The sequence below is a fragment of the Thermanaerothrix daxensis genome (assembly GCF_001306145.1).
Taxonomy (GTDB): Bacteria; Chloroflexota; Anaerolineae; order Anaerolineales; family Anaerolineaceae; genus Thermanaerothrix; species Thermanaerothrix daxensis.
Genome location: NZ_LGKO01000005.1, coordinates 262,896 through 285,138, shown reverse-complemented (window position 1 = coordinate 285,138; position 22,243 = coordinate 262,896). Strand labels below are relative to the sequence as shown.

Annotated in this window: 20 protein-coding genes; 7 read left to right on the top strand and 13 right to left on the bottom strand. The window is 58.1% G+C overall.

From position 1 onward, the window contains the following. The first annotated feature begins 32 nt into the window (after positions 1-32). The 4 genes from SE15_RS09980 (at position 33) to SE15_RS09965 (ending at position 3,881) form a co-directional block, all read left to right on the top strand. Entirely contained in the window at positions 33-1,127 is a 1,095-nt protein-coding gene (locus SE15_RS09980) for a PstS family phosphate ABC transporter substrate-binding protein (protein ID WP_083461867.1), read from the top strand. Positions 1,128-1,275: 148 nt separating this feature from the next. After that, entirely contained in the window at positions 1,276-2,166 is an 891-nt protein-coding gene (gene pstC, locus SE15_RS09975; RefSeq protein WP_054522476.1) for a phosphate ABC transporter permease subunit PstC, read from the top strand. Then, positions 2,163-3,047 carry a phosphate ABC transporter permease PstA gene (gene pstA / locus SE15_RS09970; RefSeq protein WP_054521971.1) on the top strand — a complete coding sequence of 295 codons (885 nt, stop codon included), beginning with the start codon at positions 2,163-2,165 and terminating at the stop codon, positions 3,045-3,047. The genes pstC and pstA overlap by 4 nt, the downstream gene beginning before the upstream one ends. Positions 3,048-3,170: 123 nt before the next feature. Further along, a complete protein-coding gene (locus SE15_RS09965; protein WP_054521970.1) occupies positions 3,171-3,881 on the top strand; it encodes a cysteine hydrolase family protein in 711 nt (236 codons plus the stop codon). On the opposite strand, the gene SE15_RS09960 is transcribed toward SE15_RS09965, so the two are convergent. The 3 genes from SE15_RS09960 to SE15_RS09950 form a co-directional block, all read right to left on the bottom strand. Then, on the bottom strand, positions 3,882-5,216 hold the full coding sequence (locus SE15_RS09960; protein ID WP_054521969.1) for a cytochrome P450: 1,335 nt from the start codon (positions 5,214-5,216) through the stop codon (positions 3,882-3,884). 103 nt (positions 5,217-5,319) lie between these two features. Further along, positions 5,320-6,276 (bottom strand): hypothetical protein, encoded by a 957-nt coding sequence (locus SE15_RS14825; RefSeq protein WP_152965590.1) that lies wholly within the window; start codon positions 6,274-6,276, stop codon positions 5,320-5,322. An 85-nt stretch (positions 6,277-6,361) separates the two neighbouring features. After that, positions 6,362-6,847 (bottom strand): adenosine-specific kinase, encoded by a 486-nt coding sequence (locus tag SE15_RS09950; protein WP_054521967.1) that lies wholly within the window; start codon positions 6,845-6,847, stop codon positions 6,362-6,364. A gap of 116 nt (positions 6,848-6,963) precedes the next feature. Between SE15_RS09950 and rnz the strand changes: the two genes are divergently transcribed. Then, on the top strand, positions 6,964-7,926 hold the full coding sequence (gene rnz, locus SE15_RS09945; protein WP_054521966.1) for a ribonuclease Z: 963 nt from the start codon (positions 6,964-6,966) through the stop codon (positions 7,924-7,926). On the opposite strand, the gene SE15_RS09940 is transcribed toward rnz, so the two are convergent. From SE15_RS09940 to nikB, 10 genes are all read right to left on the bottom strand, one after another. Next, positions 7,923-9,020 carry an aminotransferase class I/II-fold pyridoxal phosphate-dependent enzyme gene (locus SE15_RS09940; RefSeq protein ID WP_054521965.1) on the bottom strand — a complete coding sequence of 366 codons (1,098 nt, stop codon included), beginning with the start codon at positions 9,018-9,020 and terminating at the stop codon, positions 7,923-7,925. The genes rnz and SE15_RS09940 overlap by 4 nt on opposite strands. Before the next feature lie 3 nt (positions 9,021-9,023). Continuing rightward, on the bottom strand, positions 9,024-10,052 hold the full coding sequence (locus tag SE15_RS09935) for a C40 family peptidase (protein ID WP_054521964.1): 1,029 nt from the start codon (positions 10,050-10,052) through the stop codon (positions 9,024-9,026). Positions 10,053-10,062: 10 nt separating this feature from the next. Further along, on the bottom strand, positions 10,063-11,094 hold the full coding sequence (locus SE15_RS09930; protein ID WP_054521963.1) for a dipeptide epimerase: 1,032 nt from the start codon (positions 11,092-11,094) through the stop codon (positions 10,063-10,065). A 30-nt stretch (positions 11,095-11,124) separates the two neighbouring features. Beyond that, positions 11,125-12,063: a ribosome small subunit-dependent GTPase A gene (rsgA, locus tag SE15_RS09925; protein ID WP_054521962.1), complete on the bottom strand. Its 939-nt coding sequence runs from the start codon at positions 12,061-12,063 to the stop codon at positions 11,125-11,127. Next, positions 12,060-14,306 (bottom strand): penicillin-binding transpeptidase domain-containing protein, encoded by a 2,247-nt coding sequence (locus tag SE15_RS09920; protein ID WP_054521961.1) that lies wholly within the window; start codon positions 14,304-14,306, stop codon positions 12,060-12,062. The genes rsgA and SE15_RS09920 overlap by 4 nt, the downstream gene beginning before the upstream one ends. A gap of 35 nt (positions 14,307-14,341) precedes the next feature. Further along, positions 14,342-15,010, bottom strand: a complete 669-nt coding sequence (locus SE15_RS09915) for a Maf family protein (RefSeq protein WP_054521960.1) — start codon at positions 15,008-15,010, stop codon at positions 14,342-14,344. An 87-nt stretch (positions 15,011-15,097) separates the two neighbouring features. Beyond that, the gene (locus SE15_RS09910; protein WP_054521959.1) at positions 15,098-16,279 is read right to left on the bottom strand and encodes a M20/M25/M40 family metallo-hydrolase; all 1,182 of its coding nucleotides are present in this window, start codon (positions 16,277-16,279) and stop codon (positions 15,098-15,100) included. Continuing rightward, positions 16,276-17,175, bottom strand: coding sequence for an ABC transporter permease (locus tag SE15_RS09905; RefSeq protein ID WP_201778087.1), 900 nt, complete (start codon positions 17,173-17,175; stop codon positions 16,276-16,278). Before SE15_RS09905 ends, SE15_RS09910 begins: the two co-directional genes overlap by 4 nt. 64 nt (positions 17,176-17,239) lie before the next feature. Next, entirely contained in the window at positions 17,240-18,880 is a 1,641-nt protein-coding gene (locus tag SE15_RS09900) for an ABC transporter substrate-binding protein (RefSeq protein ID WP_054521957.1), read from the bottom strand. 54 nt (positions 18,881-18,934) lie between these two features. After that, positions 18,935-19,882 (bottom strand): nickel ABC transporter permease, encoded by a 948-nt coding sequence (nikB, locus tag SE15_RS09895; protein ID WP_054521956.1) that lies wholly within the window; start codon positions 19,880-19,882, stop codon positions 18,935-18,937. A 203-nt stretch (positions 19,883-20,085) separates the two neighbouring features. On the opposite strand from nikB, the gene xpt reads away from it, so the two are divergent. Both xpt and guaA read left to right on the top strand, forming a co-directional pair. Further along, complete coding sequence (gene xpt, locus SE15_RS09890) at positions 20,086-20,658, top strand: xanthine phosphoribosyltransferase (protein WP_054521955.1); 573 nt, start codon at positions 20,086-20,088, stop codon at positions 20,656-20,658. Further along, on the top strand, positions 20,655-22,214 hold the full coding sequence (guaA, locus tag SE15_RS09885; protein ID WP_054521954.1) for a glutamine-hydrolyzing GMP synthase: 1,560 nt from the start codon (positions 20,655-20,657) through the stop codon (positions 22,212-22,214). The genes xpt and guaA overlap by 4 nt, the downstream gene beginning before the upstream one ends. Positions 22,215-22,243: the final 29 nt, after the last annotated feature.

Here is a 22,243-nt window from a genome sequence, read left to right as displayed (position 1 = left end):
ATCTCACTTTAAGAAACGAGAGGAGAAGACCCATGCGTAATTTGTTCCGTCTAATAAGTCTGCTATTTGTGACCGCCATCGTGATCAGCGCCTGTGCACCGGCCACACCACCACCCGCAGAACCCACCGTGATTGAAATCACCCGTATCGTTGCAGGAACTCCACAGGTGATTACCGCCACCCCTGCACCCACAACCTCCGCTGATATTGAAGGCACCATTCTGGTAGATGGTTCCAGCACTGTTGCGCCCATCACGGCTGCCATTGCGGAGGAGTTCCAGAGCGAGTACCCCAACGTGCGCGTCCCGGTTGGCATTTCCGGCACCGGCGGAGGCTTCAAGAAATTCTGCAATGACGAAACCGACATCTCTGATGCTTCCCGCCCCATCAAGGAATCCGAAACCGAACTGTGCAAGCAGAACGGTATCGACTACATTGAGTTGCCCATCGCGTTTGACGGCCTGGCGGTGATGGTCAATCCCAAGAATGACTTTGTGGAGTGCCTCACAGTGGCCGAACTCAAGAAGATTTGGGAGCCCGAAGCAGAGGGGAAGATCACCAATTGGAACCAGGTTCGGGAGGGCTTCCCCAATCGTCCTTTGACCCTATATGGGCCAGGGGTGGACTCGGGGACTTATGACTACTTCACCGAGGCCATCGTGGGCAAGGAGGGCGCCAGCCGTGGCGATTTCCTCCCCAGTGAGGACGACAATGTGCTCGTGCAGGGCATCGCGGGAGATGAAAACGCCCTGGGCTTCTTCGGCCTGGCGTACTACGAGGAAAATAAGGATAAACTAAAACTGGTTGCCATTGACAGTGGAAACGGCTGCGTTCTGCCTTCGCTGGAAACTGTCTCTAACGGCACTTACCGGCCGCTTTCCCGCCCGCTGTTCATCTACGTCAACCGCGCCCGGGTGGACCAGAAAGATGAGATCAACGCCTTCATTTCCTTCTACTTGAAGAACGCAACCACAATTGTCACAGAAGTGGGCTACATCCCGCTCACGCCGGAGATCTACGAACTTGTCCAAAAGCGTTTTGAAAACCGCGTGACGGGCTCAATCTTTGAGGGGCAAGGGTCTACCGTGGGCGTCAGCCTGGCTGACTTGTTGGCCAAGGAGCAATGAGAATCGCCGATTTCCTCCAAAAATTCATGTAGAATCTACCTGGGAAGGGAAACCCCACCCTTCCCAGGCTGTCATGGAGATCCCCTGCATGGAGACATCTCGAACCACCTCCCTACTCGCACCTTCCTCTTCCACCTCCATTCCTCAGATGCTCAAGCGTCGTCCCCGTACTGGCGAACGGCTGATTCAGACGGGGCTGCTGGTCTGCGCGGCCATCTCTATTCTGACTACCTTGGGCATCGTTTTCACCCTGCTGCGTGAGACGGTTCTTTTCTTCCAACAAGTTTCCATCGTCGAATTCTTCACCGAAACGCGCTGGACCCCCCTTTTCGCCTCTAAAAAATTTGGCATTTGGCCATTGGTAAACGGCACTGTTTTGGTTGCCGCCGGGGCCATGATCATCGCCCTGCCCCTGGGATTGCTGGCCGCCATCTACATGAGTGAATACGCTTCTGACAACGCGCGGCGTATCCTCAAACCGGTTCTGGAGGTACTGGCGGGCATTCCCACCGTGGTGTATGGCTACTTTGCACTGCTCTTCGTCACCCCCCTGCTCAAATCCATCTTCCCTCAGACTCAGACCTTCAACGCCGCTAGCGCCAGCATTGTGATGGGATTCATGATCTTACCCATGGTAGCCTCCATTTCCGAAGACGCACTTTCAGCCGTGCCTCGCTCCCTCCGGGATGCCGCCTATGCCCTGGGCGCCACCAAACTTGAGGTTTCGACTCAAATCGTGGTCCCGGCGGCACTTTCGGGCATCAGCGCCGCTTTCATCCTGGCTGTCTCCCGCGCTATCGGCGAAACAATGATCGTGGCCATTGCCGCCGGCCAGCAACCCAAACTAACCCTTAACCCCCTTGAGTCCATTGAAACGATGACCGCCTACATTGTTCAGGTCAGCCTGGGTGATACGCCTCAACAGAGCCTTGCCTACCTGACCATCTTTGCGGTGGGAATGATGCTCTTCTTGATGACCCTGGTGATGAACGTCCTCAGCCACTTCCTGACCCGTCGCTTCCGCGAGGTGTACGAATGAACACGAGCGCCTTCCTCAGCCCTAACGAACTTCAACGCCTCCAACGGCGCAAACAGCGCGGACGATGGTTCGAACTTCTTGCCTTGCTGGCGGTTCTGATCGGTATTGTGGTGCTGCTCATCCTGCTGATTGACGTTTTCTTGGATGGACTGCCCTGGCTGCGCCCCGAATTTTTCACCCAATTTCCTTCACGGTTCCCAGATAAATCGGGGCTGCGCTCCGCCCTGCAGGGCACTCTCTGGTTGGCCGTAATCACTGCCGTGCTTTCCTTTCCCATTGGCGTTGCAGCAGCCATTTACCTTGAAGAATATGCCCGTGACAACTGGTTCACCCGCTTCATCGAGATCAACATCTCCAACCTGGCCGGTGTACCCTCCATCATCTATGGCCTGCTGGGGCTGGGTCTGTTCGTGTACGGGTTAAACCTGGGGCGCAGTCTGCTGGCAGGTGCCCTGACCATGACCCTGCTGGTTCTGCCCACGGTAATCGTCTCCTCGCGCGAAGCCATCCGCGCCGTGCCACGCAGTGTGCGCCTGGCCGCTTTTGGATTGGGAGCCACGCCCTGGCAAACCGTGCGCGACCATGTTCTGCCCTATGCTATGCCAGGCATTCTCACCGGTACCATCCTGGCCATGTCGCGTGCCATTGGTGAAACCGCCCCATTAATCACCATCGGCGCTCTCACCTACATTCGTTTCGACTTGCGCGGGCCATTGGACCTCTTCACCGTGCTGCCCATTCAGATTTTTAACTGGATCTCGCTGCCCCAAAAGGAGTTTCAAAAACTGGCCGCGGCTGGCATCATTGTCCTGCTGGCGGTATTGCTCCTGCTCAATACCACGGCTATCATCCTGCGCATTCGCTTGCAGAAGCGTTGGTAGAGTCCATTTATCACTCACCTCCTGAGGGATGTGCTTGACAACCCCCTCCTTCCTGCTAAAATTGATTTAGTGTAAATATGACACAAAGTGATCAGATCCCCTTTATAACCCAGGAGGTGGTTTATGCCTCGTCTCAATCTGCAAGACCAAAGCGTGCCCTTCCTGCGCTATCTGGAACAGTGGCTGGCCCAATTACCGGTCGTTGGCTTGAAGGAGATCGCTCCTGACCCCGCGCGAGCGGCTATCCTCTCGGTGGATGTGATTAATGGCTTTTGTGTGAGCGGGCCTCTGGCCAGTGAGCGCGTGGGACGCATCGTAGAACCCATTGCTTCGCTTTTCCAGCACGCCTGGGATTACGGCATCCGTCACATCCTCTTGACTCAGGACAGCCACGAGCCAGATGCTGTCGAATTTTCCGCCTGGCCCCCCCACTGCGTACGTGGCACTACCGAAGCCGAACCCGTAGACGCCTTCAAACGCCTGCCCTTTTTCAACCAGATGGTGATTTTGGAGAAAAACTCCATTTCCTCGGGTCTGAACACAGGACTGAACGACTGGCTGGCTCAGCATCCCGAGGTTAATACATTCATTGTGGTGGGCGATTGCACCGACTTATGCACCTATCAACTGGCCATGCACCTGCGTCTGGACGCCAATGCGCGCCAGTTGCAACGCAGAGTGATTGTTCCAACGGATGGTGTGGAAACCTATGACCGCCCCATCGAGGTGGCCGAAAGAGAAGGTGGTTTCCCACACCCCGGTGACTTGCTGCACGCCGTTTTCCTCTATCACATGGCCCTCAACGGCATCGAGGTGGTTGAGAAAATCGTCTGATCAGCGCCCTTCGCGTGCGATTAGACGCATGGGCATTCCACCTTTCGGGCGCAGGGTGACCAACGGCTCGGCTTGCACGGGCCCTGCGCCCGCAAAGACAAGACGGAATCGCTGCAATACCCGACTCAAGATAAGTTGCGCTTCAACCAGCGCAAAATGATTGCCAATGCACAGGCGCGGTCCACCCCCAAAAGGAATATAGGCGAACCGGTGGTAAGTCCGCGCCTTTTCGTCAGCAAACCGCTCGGGCCGGAAGGCTTCGGGCTCATCCCAGAACGCAGGGTGGCGGTGCAGCACATAAGGGCTCATGATAATCAGTGCCCCTGGTGGAATGGGGTGCCCCATCCACACATCCTCAGCAATGGCTCGCCGCGTGATCAACCACGCAGGCGGGTAAAGGCGCAAGGCTTCCGCAAACACGTGCGCGGTGGTGGTTAATTTCGGTAAATCTTCCCGTGTTGGTGGGCGTCCATCCAGAACCGTATCAATCTCGTCAAGCAGAGCAGCCTCCACCTCGGGGTGCTGCGTCAAAAGATACCAGGTCCAGGTCAGGGCGGTGGCGACAGTTTCATGCCCCGCCACGATCATGGTAACCAATTCATCGCGCACTTGCTGCCGAGACATACGGCCCGCCTGCTCGGCCTGCACCAGCAGGCTCAGCAGATTTTCTCCTCGCGCGTCCTTATCACGCTGTGTGTCCAGGATCGCGTCCACCGCGCGCTCCAACTCACCCAGAGCACGCTTAAAGGCACGATTACGCGGTGTCGGCCAGTTCAAGGGCGGAACCACCAGATTCTGAGCGCGGTAAATGACATAATCCAGAGCCGTGAGCACCGCCCTGACCAGTTGAGGAGCCTCCCGGCTGAGATCCAAACCGAAAAGAGCCAGGCCCACCACCTCCAGCGCTGTTTCCAGCATCTCGTGATCCACGTCCACAACCGCCTGACGGGCCACCAGGTGCTCCCAGCGCTGAAGCATCCGCTCCACCACTGGTAGAACCACTTCATCCAGAGCCATTAAGTGCGGACGCGCAAAAGCCGGTTGAAGCAAGCGCCGATGCTCCAACCACATCTCGCCATCCGCCGTCAGCAGCCCCTGGCCAGTAATCAGCGCCAGAGTGCGGTATTGAAGGGTATCTTTCGTGTAATGGCGGTGATTCTCCTGCAGAATGTGACGCACGGCATCCGGATGGTTGATGAAGAATGCCTGAGTAACTCCCATATCAAAGTGCACCCAATCCCCATAGCGCCGGGCACAATCCAGCAGAAAACCGGGGGTATCCTTACGAATCCGCGGCAGGTAGGGGAGCAACTGGTGGCCTTTAAGTGTGGTCATTTCCTGAAAACTCTCTTTTCGTGATCAACAATACCCTATTTTACCCCTACCAAAAGAAAGAGAGCGGGGGTGTAGAACCCGCTCTCTGGTGTAAGTTAAATCATTACGGGCGTGGATTCTCCCAGTAGCGAATCTGATCCACCTGGATGGTGAAGTTTTCGGTCTCACGGGCGCCTACGAAGACACCGAAATAGCCCTCTAAGAAGCGATCATCGCGCACCTCAGTGAGCAACACACCATTGGCATAGAGGGCATAACGATCACCGATACCCATCACCCCCAGGCGGTTAACCTGATTGGGTCCTGCGTTAATGGCGGCATCCGACTTCCAATTCACCAGGGTGATCATCTCGCCCCGGGTCCCAACCGAAGCATCCCAACGGCGCAGAGCATATTTACCATCGCAGGTTAAACCGAACAGGTAACCCCGGTCGGGATTGCTTAGGATCGGCACGCGGAAGAAAAGACCGTAGCGATCACTGCCCTTACACTCACCCGTACGGAAGGTCGCCTCCAGGTAAAAATCGGCTACCTTCGGCCAGGTCATCCGCCAGCCATCCGTAGAGGTCAGACCGGTCAGCCGCATCACCCCATCCCGAAATTCAATGCTGGTATATTGATCCGGGCCAGTGGGCCAATTGCGGTCGTTGTCCATCGAATCGGTCCACGTGGCATTACCCAGTTTGAGCACCGGGTCCGTTGCGGGAGGGGTAAAGGCGTAGGTAGGCGTTGGTTGAGTTGTCACCGTGGCCGTAGCAGTAGGGGCAGGTGTTTCAGGTGCCGGATAAGCCGGCGTAGTGGCCGTCGGCTCAGGAGGGAGCGGGGTGGGTGTCTCGGTCGGCGGAAGAACCGTGGGAGGCTCCGTGAACGCCACGGTAGGTAACGGCTGAGTTGGGGTAGGTTCAAGGGGCGGCGACGTTGGGGTTGGCATGGCCGTCAGGATTTGAGCCACCTGGGTTGCCATCTCGGCATCCGAAGGGGTAGGCCGCTGTCCTAAAAGTCCACATCCTCCCAGCATCACAGCCAGGATAAGGGCACCGATCCATCGTACTTTCATCATCAACTCCTTTTCATGAGTCACTCTTGAGATTCGAGGAAGAGAGGATATTTCTTAGACGCAAAAAGCCTGTTGCAAGTTCCGGGCCTCATGCCTTGTAGCCAATGCGTCGCAGGAAGCCTTTGCGCCAGGCAATCCCCTCCTCATCTTCAATCCCCTTAGGGCTGCTCCCATCCACCACCCCCAGGATACCGCGTCCCTGATCGGTTTCAGCCACAATGACCTGGAGCGGGTTGGCTGTGGCGCAGAATATTCGGCACACCTCGGGAACCGCCTGAATGGCTTTGAGAACATTGATGGGATAAAAACCCTCGCCCAAGAAAACGAAGAAAGTATGGCCCGCACCCACCGCCAGGGCATTTTTCTGCGCCATGGTAATCAGGTCGGGGTCTGTCCCGCTCCAGCGCACCAGGCAGGCACCCGAAGCCTCGCAGAAGGCCAGCCCAAACTTGATACCCGGCACGCTGGTCACCAGCGCTTCATGAATATCCTCCACCGTCTTGATGAAATGCGACTGCCCCAAGATGACATTCACGGCTTCCGGTTTTTCAATCGGCACAATTTTAATTTCCATGGGGTCACCTCCTGTGATTTTTTCTCACCCAAATGGTGTCGCTCCTTCCGATAATTTTACTGCTTCCTGCCAAGTTGCATTAAAATAAGGCACACCACTTAATCAGGTGACCTCCCTTGTTTGAACTCATCTTCCTCGGCACCTCCGCATCTGCTCCTTCCATCCGGCGTAACCTGCCGGCAATTGTTGTTAAGCATGACGAGCACCGTTTCCTGGTAGATTGCGGCGAAGGCACCCAGCGGCAGATCCTGCAAGCCGGAATTGGTTTCAAGCGCCTCAACCGCATTTTAATCACCCACGGGCACCTGGACCACATTTTAGGGCTCGCAGGATTGCTCTCCACGTTCATGCGCTGGGAGACCATTGACGAATTAGAAATTTTCGGTAGCCGCGGGGCATTGGAACGCATCCACGACCTGCTCTTCGGGGTGGTCCTGCGGGGTGCCACCCCACCCATGCCGCTCAATCTGCGTCCGATCAGCAACGGCACCTTCTTTGAAGCCGATGATTTCACCATCACGGCTTTTCCCGTCCAGCATCGCGGTGCCGATAGTCTGGGGTTCCGCTTTGAAGAGAAGGGACGCCGTCCCTTCCTTCCCGAAAAAGCCGAGGCGCTGGGTGTTCCTAACGGCCCGCTGCGTCGGCAACTGGTCGAAGGCCAAACCATCACCCTCTCCGATGGACGCCTAATTACCCCCGATATGGTGCTCGGTGAGTACCGCCGCGGCACCCACCTGGTAATCGTTGGCGATGCCGGCGAGATTGACAATCTGGTAGAGCCGTGCTACCAGGCAGATGCTCTGGTGATTGAAGCCACCTACTTGGAAGAAGAGGCCGAGATGGCCCGCCATTTTGGGCATCTGACCGCCCGCCGCGCCGCCGAACTGGCCCGTCGAGCCGATGTCGGTGCTCTGATTCTGACCCACCTTTCACGGCGCTACCGCGAGAAAGACATCCTGCACGAGGCACAGGCGGTTTTTCCCAATGTATTTGTCGCGCGCGATTTCGATGTATATCAAGTCAAGTACGGCGAGCCCCTGCGCCGCATCGAAAACCGCGCTAACGGCGGGCCCGGCTAGAGCAACTCCCCAAGCGCTTCGATCAGACGCTGAATTTGGGCTTCGGTGTGCGTGGCAAAAATGGCAATGCGAAGCGCCCCACCCGGAGGCGTGCTGGAATAGCGCGTCACATGCGCCACGCAGATACCCGCTTCGAACAAACGACGTTGTAAGTCGCTCAAATCCAGCCCTGGTCGGGAACGCAAGCAAAGGATGGGTACCGGTGTTTCCGGTAAATCCCACCCCAACCTGCGCACCCCCGCCCGCACCAGCGCCACGTTCTGCCATAAGCGCTCGCGGCGTTGAGGCTCCTCCAGCGCGATGCGCAGCGCCGTAGCCGAGGCAGCAGCCACTGGTAGCGGAGGTGGGCTGGTCGCCACATAGACCGCAGAATGCGCCAGCAAGCGCTGGATTCGTTCTGCCCGATCGGCGATGATCCCCCCGTAACCCCCCAGGGCTTTACTTAAAGTGGCCGTGGAAAAGCAATGCAGATCGCTCACCCCCCAGTAATCCAACGTTCCGCGGCCATGCACCCCTAGTACGCCCACCCCGTGGGCATCGTCTATAGCCACCCATCCGTTATACTCTGCTACCAGGCGCACATACGCGGGCAGGGGGGCAATCTCCCCGGAAATGGGAAACACCCCATCACTGAGCACCAGAGGACGCTCCCCCGGGCGCAGGTGAGCACGCAACTGACGCGCCAAATCCTCAACATCGAGATGATGGAAGGACACCACCGGCAGGTTGGTCCCTCGCGCCGCATCCCAAATGCTGAAATGAGCGGCCTCGTCTACAAAGAGACGTTCATAAAGACCGTGTAACCCCTGCACCAACAGACTCATCCCCAGATAGCCCGTGGGCAGGTAGAGCGCCTGCTCGGTGCTAAAATAGGCACAAATGGCTCGTTCCAGGTCTACATATAGAGGGTGCTCCCCATAACCGCCACGCGAAGTAGCCGTGCTCAAGCCGAAACGGGCCAGGGCCGCCTGGGCTGCGGCCAGAACCCGTGGGTCGCTCTGCAAGCCCAGGTAACCGGTGCCGGAAAAATAATCGCATTCCCGGCCAGCCACCATCACCCGCGGCCCAACTGGCGAGGTCAGCCCTTCCGCCATTGCCTAGTCCACCTCCAGGAAGGTGCCGGTAGCAACCAGCGACTCGCGTAAATGAGCCACTTGCTGCACATCATCCTCATATACGCCATTCCGTGAGCGTGAAGAATGCAAAATGCGCCATCCCCCCAGGCTCAGCGCCACATGTGTGACGGCGCGAGACTCCCCCTTTTCACCAAAGAAGAGCAGATCGCCAGGGCGCAGAGCGACAGGGTCACAAGGCCGACTGGCCGCCTGCTGCATGTCTGCATCCCGAGGCAGATTAATCCCGCTGAGTCGGTGCACCAGTTGCACAAAACCCGAGCAATCAATGCCATTGACCGTGGTGCCACCCCATAAATAGGGTACACCAATCAGGCGAAAGGCATCCTCAAGCATTTGGGCACGTTGCACCGCTGGGGTGCGCGGGAGCGCCTCTAGCGACCGTAATGCCTCAGTGGGCACCCAACCCTGCACGTGAGCCTGTACCTTTGCCCACTTACCGACCACTTCCCCCACTCCAAGATAAGTGCCGGCAAAGATCCGGCTGACAAGAGGAGCCGCGGCTTCAGGTTGAGCGCGCACCAGGGCTACCGGTGCCGCCACCATGTGCGTGGGAACCGCAGGCAGAGCCTCGCCCAGGTAGGGGCGATACGTCCATCCCAGGTAACCATCCGGGCAGCGCACGAACACCCAGCGCTCTCTTTCTTCCAACACCTCTACCGCAGTTCCCCAAAGCAATTGAGTCAGCATTTCGGCGAGGAAGGAAGGTTCGCGATGCAGGCTGGTGAGATGGGTCGCAACCGCCAGGATGGGGTTATGCGGATGGCGCAAGACCTGCAAGGCGCTATCCTCTATCACCCAACGCTCGTCTTCAGCCCGGAAGGCCGCTCGCAAAGCCTGGCGATCGGCCTCCTCCAACACCCGGCCACTTAAGCGCAGGCGCCATTCATCCACGGTCTCGATTTTCACCTCAAACACATGCAGTCGCTCATCGGCGCGCTCGCGGGCTAAACGCTGTAAAACCTCCTGGGCTCGCCCGGTAAGATCGGACATATACAACCTCCTAGTAATGTGAAATGCGTTTGATGACGCCAATGCCCGGGCGCGCAGGCACCCGAATGCGCCCATTGGGATCGTAGCTCACTCCTTCAAACGGGTCGTTGGCAATCAAGAGGGGGGCATCCAGGTCAAGCCAATCGGCCAGAGCCGCCAGGTGAGCCATGGCTGTCGTCCCCAGCGAGGTCTCAATCATGCACCCCAGCAGGACCTGCAGGCCCAGTTCGCGAGCGCGGCGGATGATGCGCAGCGCTTCAAGGAGCCCGCCGGTCTTCATGAGTTTGACATTGATCCCGCGCACCCCTGCGGTAGCCAGCCGCTCCACATCGGCATATGTCTGCAGCGATTCATCCGCGACCACCGGAATGAGGGTCATTTGCTGTAACTGCCCCATTTCAGCCAGCGCCGTTTTCGGCAAAGGTTGTTCAATCATAGACACCCGCAGCGCCTCCAGGCGGGGCAGATAGGCCCTGGCCTCTTCCAGCGTCCAGCCGGCATTTGCATCAATGCGGATTTCGGCTTCCGGTCGCGCCGCCCGGACGGCTTCCAGGCGTTCCAGATCCTCAGCACCTCCCAGTTTAAGTTTCAGCACCGGGTAGGCACTCATGCGGGCGGCTACCTCGGCCATAGCCGCTGGCGTATCAATGGCAATGGTCAGCGAAGTGGGCAGGGCTGGGGGCTCGGGGAGACCCAAAAATTGGTACAGCGGTTGCCCCGCTCGACGGGCCAAGTAGTCGCAGGCCGCCATCTCCAGCGCACATCGCGCCGCTGCTGGGCCTTCCACCCCCACCCAGGCAGGTAGATCCTCCAGGCTCTCCGGCCAGCGCAGTCCACGCTGGCGGCGCATCTCCCAGTAGGCTTCGAAATCGGTCAGCGGCACCCCGTAGTAAGGTGGGAGAGTCGCTTCACCCCACCCCACGTCATCCCCCAGGCGCACCCAGTAGGTCCGACGCGTCTCACTCACCCCATAAGATAGACGAAACGGGTGCCTTAACACCAGCGTCAGGCACTCCCATTGAAGTGAAAGATTTGAGGACATTAAACCTCCTGCTTGGGAGGGAATTACCCATTACTCGTCGTCTTCTTCGCCTTGGCGCAGGCGCAAATAAGATTCATAACGGTGGGGGTGGATCTTACCTTGCGCCACCGCCTCACGCACCGCACAGCCCGGTTCGGTCGTGTGGGTACAGTCGTTGAATTGGCATTGGGACACCAAATCGCGGATCTCCGGAAAATAGCCATCCAATTCCTCGGGTTGCGTATCCCACAGGGCTAGCGTGCGCAATCCCGGCATATCTGCCACATAACCGCCCCCCTCTAAGGGAAACAATTGACGCACCACTGTGGTGTGGCGACCTTTACCACCCTTCTCACGCACACTGCCCACTGCCAAACCCAATTCCGGCTGGATGGCGTTGAGCAAACTGCTTTTGCCCACCCCGGAAGGCCCAGCTAGGGCCGAGAGTTTACCCAGGAGATGGGCTTTCAATTCTGCCACCCTGTAGCCGGTTTTCGCCGAGGTATACAACACCGGATAGCCCAGAGGGGGATAGATGGAAAAAATTTCCTGTGCACGCTCCAGCCCCACCAGATCTACTTTATTTGCCACGATCAGCGCAGGGATTTGTTGTTTCTCGGCAATGACCAGGAAACGATCCAGCATGCGCAATCGCGGCTCGGGTTGGGCACAGGCGAAAACCAGGACCAGTTGATCCGGATTAGCCAGCAACACCTGCTGGTAGGTGCCCCGTGCCGTAGGGGCGCGGCGTTCCAGGGCACGCTGACGCGGTGCAACCGCCTCAATCACACCACTGCCGTCCGAGAGCAGGGTCACTCGCACCCAATCCCCCACAGCCACCACATCCCCCTGACGATGCATCTTCTTCAAACGGCCGCGCAAACGGCAAACAACACTCTGCCCACCGCGCATGCGCACGGTATAAAAACCCGATTGGGCACGCACAACTTGCCCCCAAGAGGAATCCGTTGTGGCGGAGAAGGAACTCATGGCGTCGGGGTTTCCTCCGGAGGAAGCGGGGTTTCAGTTGGTACCGGCGTGGGCGTAGGCGTCTGCGTGTAGAGCGGTGTGGGGGTACGCGTTACGTAAAGGGAGGCTTCCCACGGGTAGAGACGCAAAGGACGCCCGTAGAAATAATCCTCGATCACCCGGCGGAAAATCGGTGCCGCTACTTCAGAACCCTCGCCCCCATTTTCGACCAGAACCACCACGGCAATGTCCGGTTTATCACTGCGCTTGGCATCCGTGTAACCGGCAAACCAAGCATGCGGTTTGCCCGCCGGGTTCGTCGCAGTGCCTGTTTTGCCGTAAATCGGGATCTGCAAACCGATCATTGCGTAGTGGGCTGTGCCGCGGGGGTTACTGACCACGCTGCGCATCGCATCCTGGATAATTTTGAGATTCTCAGGGGAAACGGGCAATTGCCCGCGCACTTCGGGTTTAAAAGCATACACCGATTCCCCATCCGGGTTGGTGATTTTTTCCACCACCTGCGGGCGGTAGAGCGTACCTCCGTTCCCAACCGCCGCAATGAAATCTGCCACCTGCAAAGGAGTGACCAGCATGGCTCCCTGCCCAATGGCTAATTGGACTGCGTCATTCTCGCCGGTCGGGTCGGGGATGTTCCCCGCCACTTCGGGGAGTTGTTCAATGCCAGTAGGACGTCCCAAACCAAAGGCCCGCGCCATATTGCTGACGTCCTGGGGGCGATTCTGGCGGTAGAGTTCCAGGCCAATATGATAGAACCAGGGATTGCAAGAGCGCATCAGGCCTTCCGGCAGGGTCAGCGTACCGCTGGGGGGTTTCTCCTTCTCATAGGTCCAATCATAAAGGGTCAACCCCGGGATCTCGGTGAAGGTATGGCCACATTCGTAGATAGAGTCCGCGGTAAAGAGACCGCTTTCCAGCGCCGCTGCCATGGTAATGATCTTGAAAACCGAGCCCAAGGGATAGGCGCTCTGAGTGGCTCGATTGAGCAGAGGCGTGGTGTTCGCATCAAAGACCTGATTCAACAACCAGCCACTGTTGTAGTTATTCGGATCAAACAAATTGGGGTCAAAACTCGGTGATGAGGCCAGAGCGAGAATGCGCCCGGTATCCCGCTCTAACACCACGATGGCGCCTCGAAAGCCTTCAATGGCTTTCTGCACCTGCACCTGAAAATCCTTATCCAGCGTGGTGTAAATCGAATAGGCAGGTTGTGCATCCCGCTGCCCCAACCGGGTCAGGATATTCCCCTGTGCATCCACCACATACAGCGCCGCGCCGCGCTGACCCGCCAGGTAGGCTTCTCCCCATTGTTCCAGGCCGGCCATACCCACCCGCTCATCGCCTCGATAGCCCTTCCGTTTGTACTCCTCCAACGCCTCAGCCGGAATAGGCTGAACGTATCCCGTCACATGCGGGGCCGCGCTATCAAAGTAGTAACGCGTATTGTAAGTGCGCATCACCAGCCCGCTAAGGTTGGAAAGCACGCTGTAGCGTCGCTGCACCGCCTGGGCGGAAACATCCCCCACCGGAATGTACCAATCGGGTGCGGCATACTGATAGAGCGAGCGAATATAATCTGGATTTAAGCCGGTCAGGCTAGCCAGTTCGGTCAGCAGAGTGCCCTCTTGTTCGGGGTCAATCTGACCGGGGATGATCCCCAAGGCCACAGCATCTGTTTGAGCGGCCAGCGCGTTCCCCCGGCTATCGTAAATATTACCCCGCGCCGGGATGGTGATATCCATCATCAGACGGTTGCCCCCTCGCAGTTCGGGCAGGATCATGCCATCTTCCCACTGCACTCTCCAGGCCCCGTCCTGAAGCACCAGATTCATCACCATCTCGCGGCTCAGATCTCCCAACAAGACCGTGTGGAAGGTGACCTGATAGGCCACCTGCGCATTTGTGGGGTTGGTTAAGGTGGAAAGGATGGCGTAATCCAACCCGCTCAGACTCATGGTCGCGGCCACATCGCGGTAGCGCTGAGCAAATGCCTCCTCGCTCATGGCATCCTGACTAAGGCGGGTGAGCAGCGCGTACATGCCAGCATAATCCTCAGCCTTCCACGCCGCCAAAAAGGCTTCCGCCGCTGCCCGCACGTCCGGTACCGAGGTGATATTAACCACCGGGTCACCCAGGTTCGGCAGAGTGGGCGTGCTCGCCGGTGCCCCCAGGTCAGGCCGGCAAGCCCCTAAGAGCCATATCGCGATGAGTATAAGCAAGATCCATGCACGTGGTTTCGTCATTGCACCCTACCCCTCACAAGGCTCTGTGCATCGGGTTAGCCCTCATCTTCACCTTCCAGGATGGCCCGATACACCGGGCAGGCATAATTCAAGTGCCTCTGGCACTCTTCAGGCACATCCGCAGGCGGTTCAAAACCCAGGATTGCCATCGTGCGCACCAGATGGCACAATGGGAGTCCCATCACACTGGCATAACAGCCCTCAAAATCCGTCACCGGATGAAAATCAGGACTCTGAATGGCATAGGCACCAGCCTTGTCCATTGGATCGCCGCTGGCCACGTAGGCGTCAATTTCCGCCTCGCTATAGGTCCGCATGGGCACAAGGGAGCGGCATATGTCGGTGAGCAATTCGCCACTACGACGATCAACGAGAGCAATGGCCGTATAAACCTCGTGCACCCGCCCGCGCAACCGGCGTAAAAATTCCGCGGCCTGTTCCGGCGATTCTGGCTTCCCCAGTACTTCGTCCTCCAGGGCGACCACCGTATCTGCCGCCAGGATAACGGTCGCTTCCGTTTCAAACTCGGCCGCCGCCAGGGCTTTTTCCTGGGCTAGGCGCATCACATAATCACGCGGTGATTCATCAAGCGCCTGAGTTTCATCCAGGTTGACCGGACGGACTTCAAACGCCCAGCCCGTCCATGAAAGCAAGACCCGCCGTCGGGGTGAATTCGATGCCAGCAAAATAAGGGGAACACTCATGTTGCTTATGATTTTATCACACCTGATAGGTCCCCCAGAGGTGCCGATTCGCCCTGCTCAAGCAAATTCATAAGTACTGTTTCTTTATTAAAACCCGCAAGGGGACCCCAAACAAGCCTGAACCAACGCCCGATACCCCGCCACGGCCTGTTCTACCTGCTCAATGGCCACCCACTCGTCCACCGTATGGGCTTGTGCCAGGTCTCCCGGTCCATAAATAAAGCAGGGGATTCCAATCGCTGCTGCCGCAGACGCATTTGTGCCAAAGCCCGCCGCCAGCGTCTCTGCTGGTAGGCCCCGGGAGCGCAGAGCATCCAGCATGCGAACCCGCCAGATGTGCTCAGCGGGCATCCTCCAGCCCACCAGAAAATCTTCGCGCTCCAGCACGTGCCCGGTGTAGCAGGTCTGACATAGCCTGGCCAGGGTGATTTCCACCCCATCCAGACCCGCCATGGCCTGGGTCAGACGAACCCGCAAGGACTGGGGGGTCTCATCTGGCAATAAGCGAGCCACCAGGCGCGCTTGACATCCCGGTGGTACTACATTGATATTCGGATAGGGATGCGAGACGATCTCGGTCACTTCAAACACCTCACCACCCAGAACCTCTTCCCATCGCCGCGGCAGGTTCTCAATGCGCGTCAGAGTGTGCATCATGCGCCTAATCGCGTTGATCCCCTGCTCCGGATGCGAGGTGTGCGCCGCCCGCCCAACAGTTCGGATCTCCAGAGTCGCCCGCCCCTTTTGGGCCACCCCCAGGCGCAGGGCAGTGGGTTCGCCCGTGACAAATACATCCGGACGCTCAACTGCGAGTAATCCTTCAACCGCACCCGCGGTCAGCGATTCTTCCATCACAGTAGCCGCCACCACCACCCGTCCGCACAGATCGGAGCGGGGGAGAGAAGCCACTGCCGCCAGCATCGCGGCCAGTGAGGCATGCGTATCAGCGGCACCCCGTCCCCACACCCGCCCCGCACTTACCACGCCCCCATAAGGGGGATAATGCCAGGCCGACTCATCCCCTGGCGGCACAACGTCCAAATGGGCTTCAAGCAGCAAGGTGGGGCCCGGCCTCGCCCCCTGCCAGTACCCAATCACATTACCGCAGATATCTCGGTGCACCCCCTCAAAGCCCAGACATTCCATCTGGACCTGGGTAAAATCTGCCGCCGCCTGCTCTCCGCTTGAGGGAGCCGGAATGCGCACTAAATCCACCACCAACCGCAGCGCCTCGCTGGTGGCCACCTCAAAAGGGAGCACAGCGCTCATGTCACATTCCGTAGCCGCGGGTCCAGCACATCCCGCAGGCCATCCCCCAGGAGGTTAAAGCCCAGGACTGCCAGCGAGATTGCCAAACCGGGGTAAACCACCACATAAGGGGCCTGCTCCATATACTTCCGTCCATCGTAAAGCATGACCCCCCAACTGGCCTGAGGGGGCGGCACCCCCAGCCCCAAGAAACTCAATGAAGCCTCCACCACAATGGCCGCGGCAAAGTATGTGGTGGTCACCACAATAATGGGGGCCATGATGTTGGGCAAAATATGTCGGAAAAGAATGAGCCACTCCCGCTGGCCAATGCAGCGCGCTGCCTCGACATATTCCTTTTCTTTCTCGGCCATGATCGAAGAACGCACGGTACGTGCAAAAATGGGAATACGTACGATGGCAATGGCGGTCATGACGGTCACCAGCCCCTGACCGAAGGCTGCGACCAGCGCCAGCGCCAGTAGGATGGCCGGAAAGGCATAAATAGCATCCATGACGCTCATCAGCACGGTATCCACCGACTTACCCAGATACCCGGCTGCCATCCCCACAAAGAGCCCCACAATGGTGCCCAGCGCCACAGATACCACGCCTACCTGCAATGAAATGCGCGAGCCGTACACGACCCGCGAGAAAACATCTCGCCCCAGGTGGTCTGTACCCATTAAATGTTGCGGACTGGGTGGCTGCAGGCGATCCTTGAGCCGTATCTCCAGCGGATCATAGGGAGCAATCACATCCGCAAAGATGGCGGTGAACACTACCAGCGCTGTCAGGATCATTCCCACCAGTGCCAGGCGGTGCCGCAGTAATCGGAAGAAGACCCGTTCACTCAGGCGTCGCTGCCGTAGTGCGGGTTCCATGGAAGCAATCACACGGGCTTGTGTCGTTGCCATAGGTCAATAAAAGGAGGTGAGGCGCCCGTCCAGGCAGGGCAAGGCGCCCCACCTCAACACCTCTTTATTTATCTAACCAGGTTGTGTTCAATCCTTCGGAGGCATCCATCATCATCAACATGGGAGCATTGCCCGGGCGGTATCCCTTGACGAAATTGCGCCAACCCTCCACCCAGGGCAGGCCCAACACGTACATGGTTGCCGCATCGTCCTGCACCAGTTGCAAGACCTGCTTGTAGATCTCTTTGCGTTTTGCGACATCCACCTCGGCAATTCCTTGCTCCAGCAATTCATCCATCTTGGGATTGCTGTATCCCCCTACCAGCCAGTTACCACTGCTCTTGGGAGTCAGGTAGCCATACGGCCGGTCAGGATCGAAGATGCCGGTCATGGTCCCCATGAGCAGGTCGTAATCCAGCGCCCGACCCCGTGAGTTCCAGGCTGCCGCATCCACAATGTCAAACTTGACCTTGAAACCCACCTGAGAGAGCATGGCATCAATGATTTCGGCGGCATCCTTCTGGTTGGGCATCAGCAACATAGTGATCTCGGTACCTTCCCTGAGGCCCGCCTTCTGGAAGTACTCCTTGGCCTTTTGCAGATCGGGCTTAATCATGGGCACATCCAGGTACCACATATCTTCCGGCACGAAGGGCTGATTGTGCACCTGGCCAAGCCCAAAATACACCGCCTCGTTGTAGGCTTCGCGGTCAAAGGCATATTGCACCGCCATGCGGGCATTGAGATCATTGAACGGCGGGCGTGTGTGATTCATGACCAGGCGGGCCCCCGAGTTGAAGTAGTACACCACCACGGTAAAGTTGGGATCGGGGTTATCTAGCAGGCGCTTGACATCGGCAAGAGGCAGTTCCTCAGTCATATCCACCTCACCCGTGCGCAGCGCATTCAGCCGCACCACGGGATCGGTAATGACCTTCAGCACCACCCCATCCAGATAGGGCTCACCCTCTTTCCAGTACTGATCGAAGCGCTTGAGGGTGTAGGATTCCCCCGGTTTGTAAGAATCCAGCATGAAGGGCCCTGTACCGATGAGTTTGGTCACGTTTCCTTCCGCATCGTAACTATCGCGGTGAATGATCCCGGAGCGATTGAGCAGTGCCAAGTAAGACAGGAACGGCCCCGCTCCTTTTTCAATGGTCATCTTCACCGTGCGTGGGTCTACCACCTCAACCTGGAGGCCAATGTTAAGGTAAGTGTTGCGCATGACCGCGCCCGATTTTTCATCCAGGATGCGGTCGAAGATCCACTTGACATCATCGGCGGTCAACTCCGCACCGTTGTGGAACTTCACCCCTGGGCGCAGGTGGAAGATCCACTCCTTACCATCCGGTGAGGTTTCCCAGCTCTCTGCCAGCACGCCAACAAATTTGCCGCTGCGATCTGGCGCCACCAGTTGTTGCACCACCAGCCCATTCAAGCGAATATCCCCGTATTGAATGGCTTTGAGCGGGTCCAAGGTAGTAACATCTTCTTTCATCGCAAAGGTGATCACCCCACCGTACTTTGGCCCCGCCGGAGGCGCTTCGGTGGTAGCCGCGGGCTGGGGCTCAGTTGCTGCTGGCGGCTGCTCAGGGGGCGTCGTCGGAGCAAGCGTGGGTGCGGGTGTAGCCGCCGGCTGGCAGGCGCTCACCACCAGCACCAGTGCAATCAGTAAAGTGAGCCACTTCAGGTATTTGGTTTTCATTGTCAACCTCCTTCTCCTCTGGTTCAGGTTTTGAGAAGAGTCCACCCGGGCTCTTTACTCCAAGCGAATGCGCGGGTCCAAGAGCGTGTAGATGAAATCCACCAGGAGATTCACCAACACCACCATCACCGCCACTGCCATAATCACCCCCTGGACCACCGGGTAATCGCGCGCAAAGATGCTATCCACGATCAGCAGACCGATCCCTGGCCAGGCAAAGACGGTTTCCACAATCACCGCGCCTCCAATTAAGAACGCCAGTTGCAAGCCAATCATGGTCACCGTCGGGATCAGGGCATTGCGCAGGGCATGCTCCCACAAAACCTTACGCTCAGGCAAGCCCATTCCGCGGGCCGTGCGTACGTAGTCCTTGCCCAACTCCTCCAGAAGGCTGGAACGGGTCAGGCGCGTCGTGGTGCCCGCCAGCGACCAGCCAAGGGTCACGGCCGGCAGGATAATATGCCGGAGAAATCGGCCAAAATTCTCCTGCGGAGGTACATAGCCAATGGAAGGCAACCAACCGAGCACGATTGCAAAGAGCAGGACCAGCATGATGCCTGACCAGAATTGCGGTAACGAGATGCCCAGAATGGCAAAGCCAATGGCTCCTAGGTCGGCCCAAGAATTGCGCTTAACCGCCGAGATAATTCCCAAGGGAATGGCGAGCACGACCGAAAATAACAAAGCCGCCAGCGAGAGGTAGAGCGTCGCTGGCAGCCGTTGCAAAATCAAATCCAAGACCGGCATTTGCGCCCGGTAGGAGCGCCCCAGGTCACCGGTCAGGGCGCGCCCCAACCATTTGACATACTGCACTACAAGCGGTTGGTCCAGGCCCAGGCTGCGCTCCAGCACCGCCCGCCGTGCTGGATCCAGTCCCTCTGCCCCGTACATGACATCCACCGGATCGCCGGGCACCATGCGAATCAACAAGAAGACGATCACGGTCATCAAGAAAAATACCGGTACCAGAGCCAGCGCTCTGCGAATGAAATACCTCAGCACGTTATGCTCCAGATTGTTGCATTCTATTCAAGGGAGAATCTACCGGGGATAATTTCATTATAAGGAAATTGCGCCGCGAGTCAATATGTCAGACAAAATATGTGACGAATGTCACATCAGAATGGTCTTCTCCCGTTCCTCTACCCAAGCCCGCCGTTTCGTCTTAAAATGTCCACACAATCACCACTTCAGGAGGGAACGGCATGCAAGCCCTGAAAGAGCGTATCCTCAGAGAAGGTAAAAATCTGGGGGGAGGTATCTTAAAAGTCGACAATTTCATCAACCACCAAGTGGACCCATTGCTCATGGACGCCTGCGGGGCAGAACTGGCCCGTCGGTTTGCCCATGTCAACCCTACCCGCGTCCTCACCGCTGAGATCTCTGGAATCGCGCCAGCCCTGACAACGGCCATGCACCTGGGGATCCCGGTGGTCTACGCACGCAAGAGCAAGCCCATCACCATGCCCAACCAGGTTTACCTCACCATTGCCCCCTCTCACACCAAGGGCCAGATGGTGGAATTAATCGTCTCACCCGAATACCTAAAACCCGGCGAGCGCGTGCTTATCATTGATGACTTCCTCGCAACCGGTCAAACCATCCTGGGATTGGTGCGCCTGACCGAAGCCGCAGGGGCAACCGTGGTGGGGATTGGCACATTAATCGAAAAGACGTTTGAGGGAGGGCGCAAAGCCCTGGAACATTTGGGGGTGCCTATTGAGTCACTGGCCGTCATCACTTCCATGGAAAATGGACAAATTATCCTGGCACCATGAACACAGGTATTGCTATTCTCGATTTTGGCTCCCAATACAGCCAGTTAATCGCCCGGCGGGTACGCGAACTTCAGGTGTACTGCGAACTTTTCCCCTGGGACGCCCCCGCCGAGCAGGTAATGGCACTCCGTCCCCAAGGATTCATTCTCTCCGGGGGACCCGCCTCAGTCTACGCACCGGGCGCTCCTCAAATCCCCGACTACGTTTTGGGGTCGGGACGCCCCATCTTGGGCATTTGCTATGGCATGCAAGCCCTGGCTCACGCCCTGGGTGGAAAGGTTGCTCCGGCACCTGAGCGCGAGTACGGACCAGCGGAGATCGAAACCCAGTTGCCCAATCCCCTGCTTCCCATGGGCCGGCAACGCGTCTGGATGTCCCATGGAGATCGCATTGAAGCCCTGCCCCCAGGGTTTGAGGTGCTGGCTCGCAGTCCCAATAGCCCCATCGCCGCCATGGGCGACCTGACCCGTCACTACTACGGCGTTCAGTTCCATCCCGAAGTGCATCACACCCCAGGGGGAAAGGACATCTTGCGCCGCTTCGTGGTGGATATATGTGGTGCCACACCGGATTGGACCCCGACCTCCATCATCACCCAGGCCGTGGAGCGCATCCGTGCTCAGGTGGGTTCAGAACGCGCCCTGGCCGCCGTGAGTGGCGGCGTGGATTCCAGCGTAGCGGCTGCTCTGGTGCAGCGTGCCATCGGCGACCAGTTGGTGGCCGTCTTCGTGGATACTGGTCTGCTCCGCCAGGGCGAACGGGAACAGGTGGAAACCACCTTCCGAAAAACTCTGGGCGCCAACCTGATCGTTGTGGATGCTGCAGAAACCTTCCTTAACGCGCTAAAAGGAGTGACCGACCCTGAACAGAAGCGACGCATTATTGGGGAAACCTTCATCCGTGTCTTCGAACAAGAGGCACGTCGTCTGGGCACGATTCGCTTCCTGGTGCAGGGAACCATTTACCCGGATGTGGTTGAATCCAGCGCCCCCGACCGCTCACGTGCCCAGCGCATCAAAACCCACCACAACGTGGGTGGGCTGCCAGCTGACCTGAGTTTCGAATTGGTTGAGCCCCTGCGCTACCTCTTCAAGGATGAAGTGCGCCTGGTAGGCGAAGCGTTAGGGCTACCCCCGGCGTTGGTGTGGCGCCAGCCTTTCCCCGGACCGGGGCTGGCTGTGCGCTGTCTGGGTGAGGTTACGGCCGAGCGCCTGGCCCGCCTGCGCGCCGCCGACGCAATCTTCACCAGCGAACTGGAACACGCCGGCCTCCTGCAACAGCGCCCCGGAAGTGAAGGCGAGTCTGCCGTGGCCCAGGCTTTTGCGGTGCTACTGCCGGTGCAATCCGTGGGCGTCATGGGGGATCAACGCACTTACCAGGACGTCGTCGCTCTGCGAGCAGTGACCACTCAGGATTTCATGACCGCTCACTGGGCACGTTTGCCCGATGATCTGCTGGAACGGATCGCAAACCGCATCGTCAACGAAGTGGACGGAATTAACCGTGTTGTGTATGATATTACTAGTAAACCACCTGCAACGATTGAATGGGAATGACTTCCCAACCTGTGCTCCGCCCTGTGATG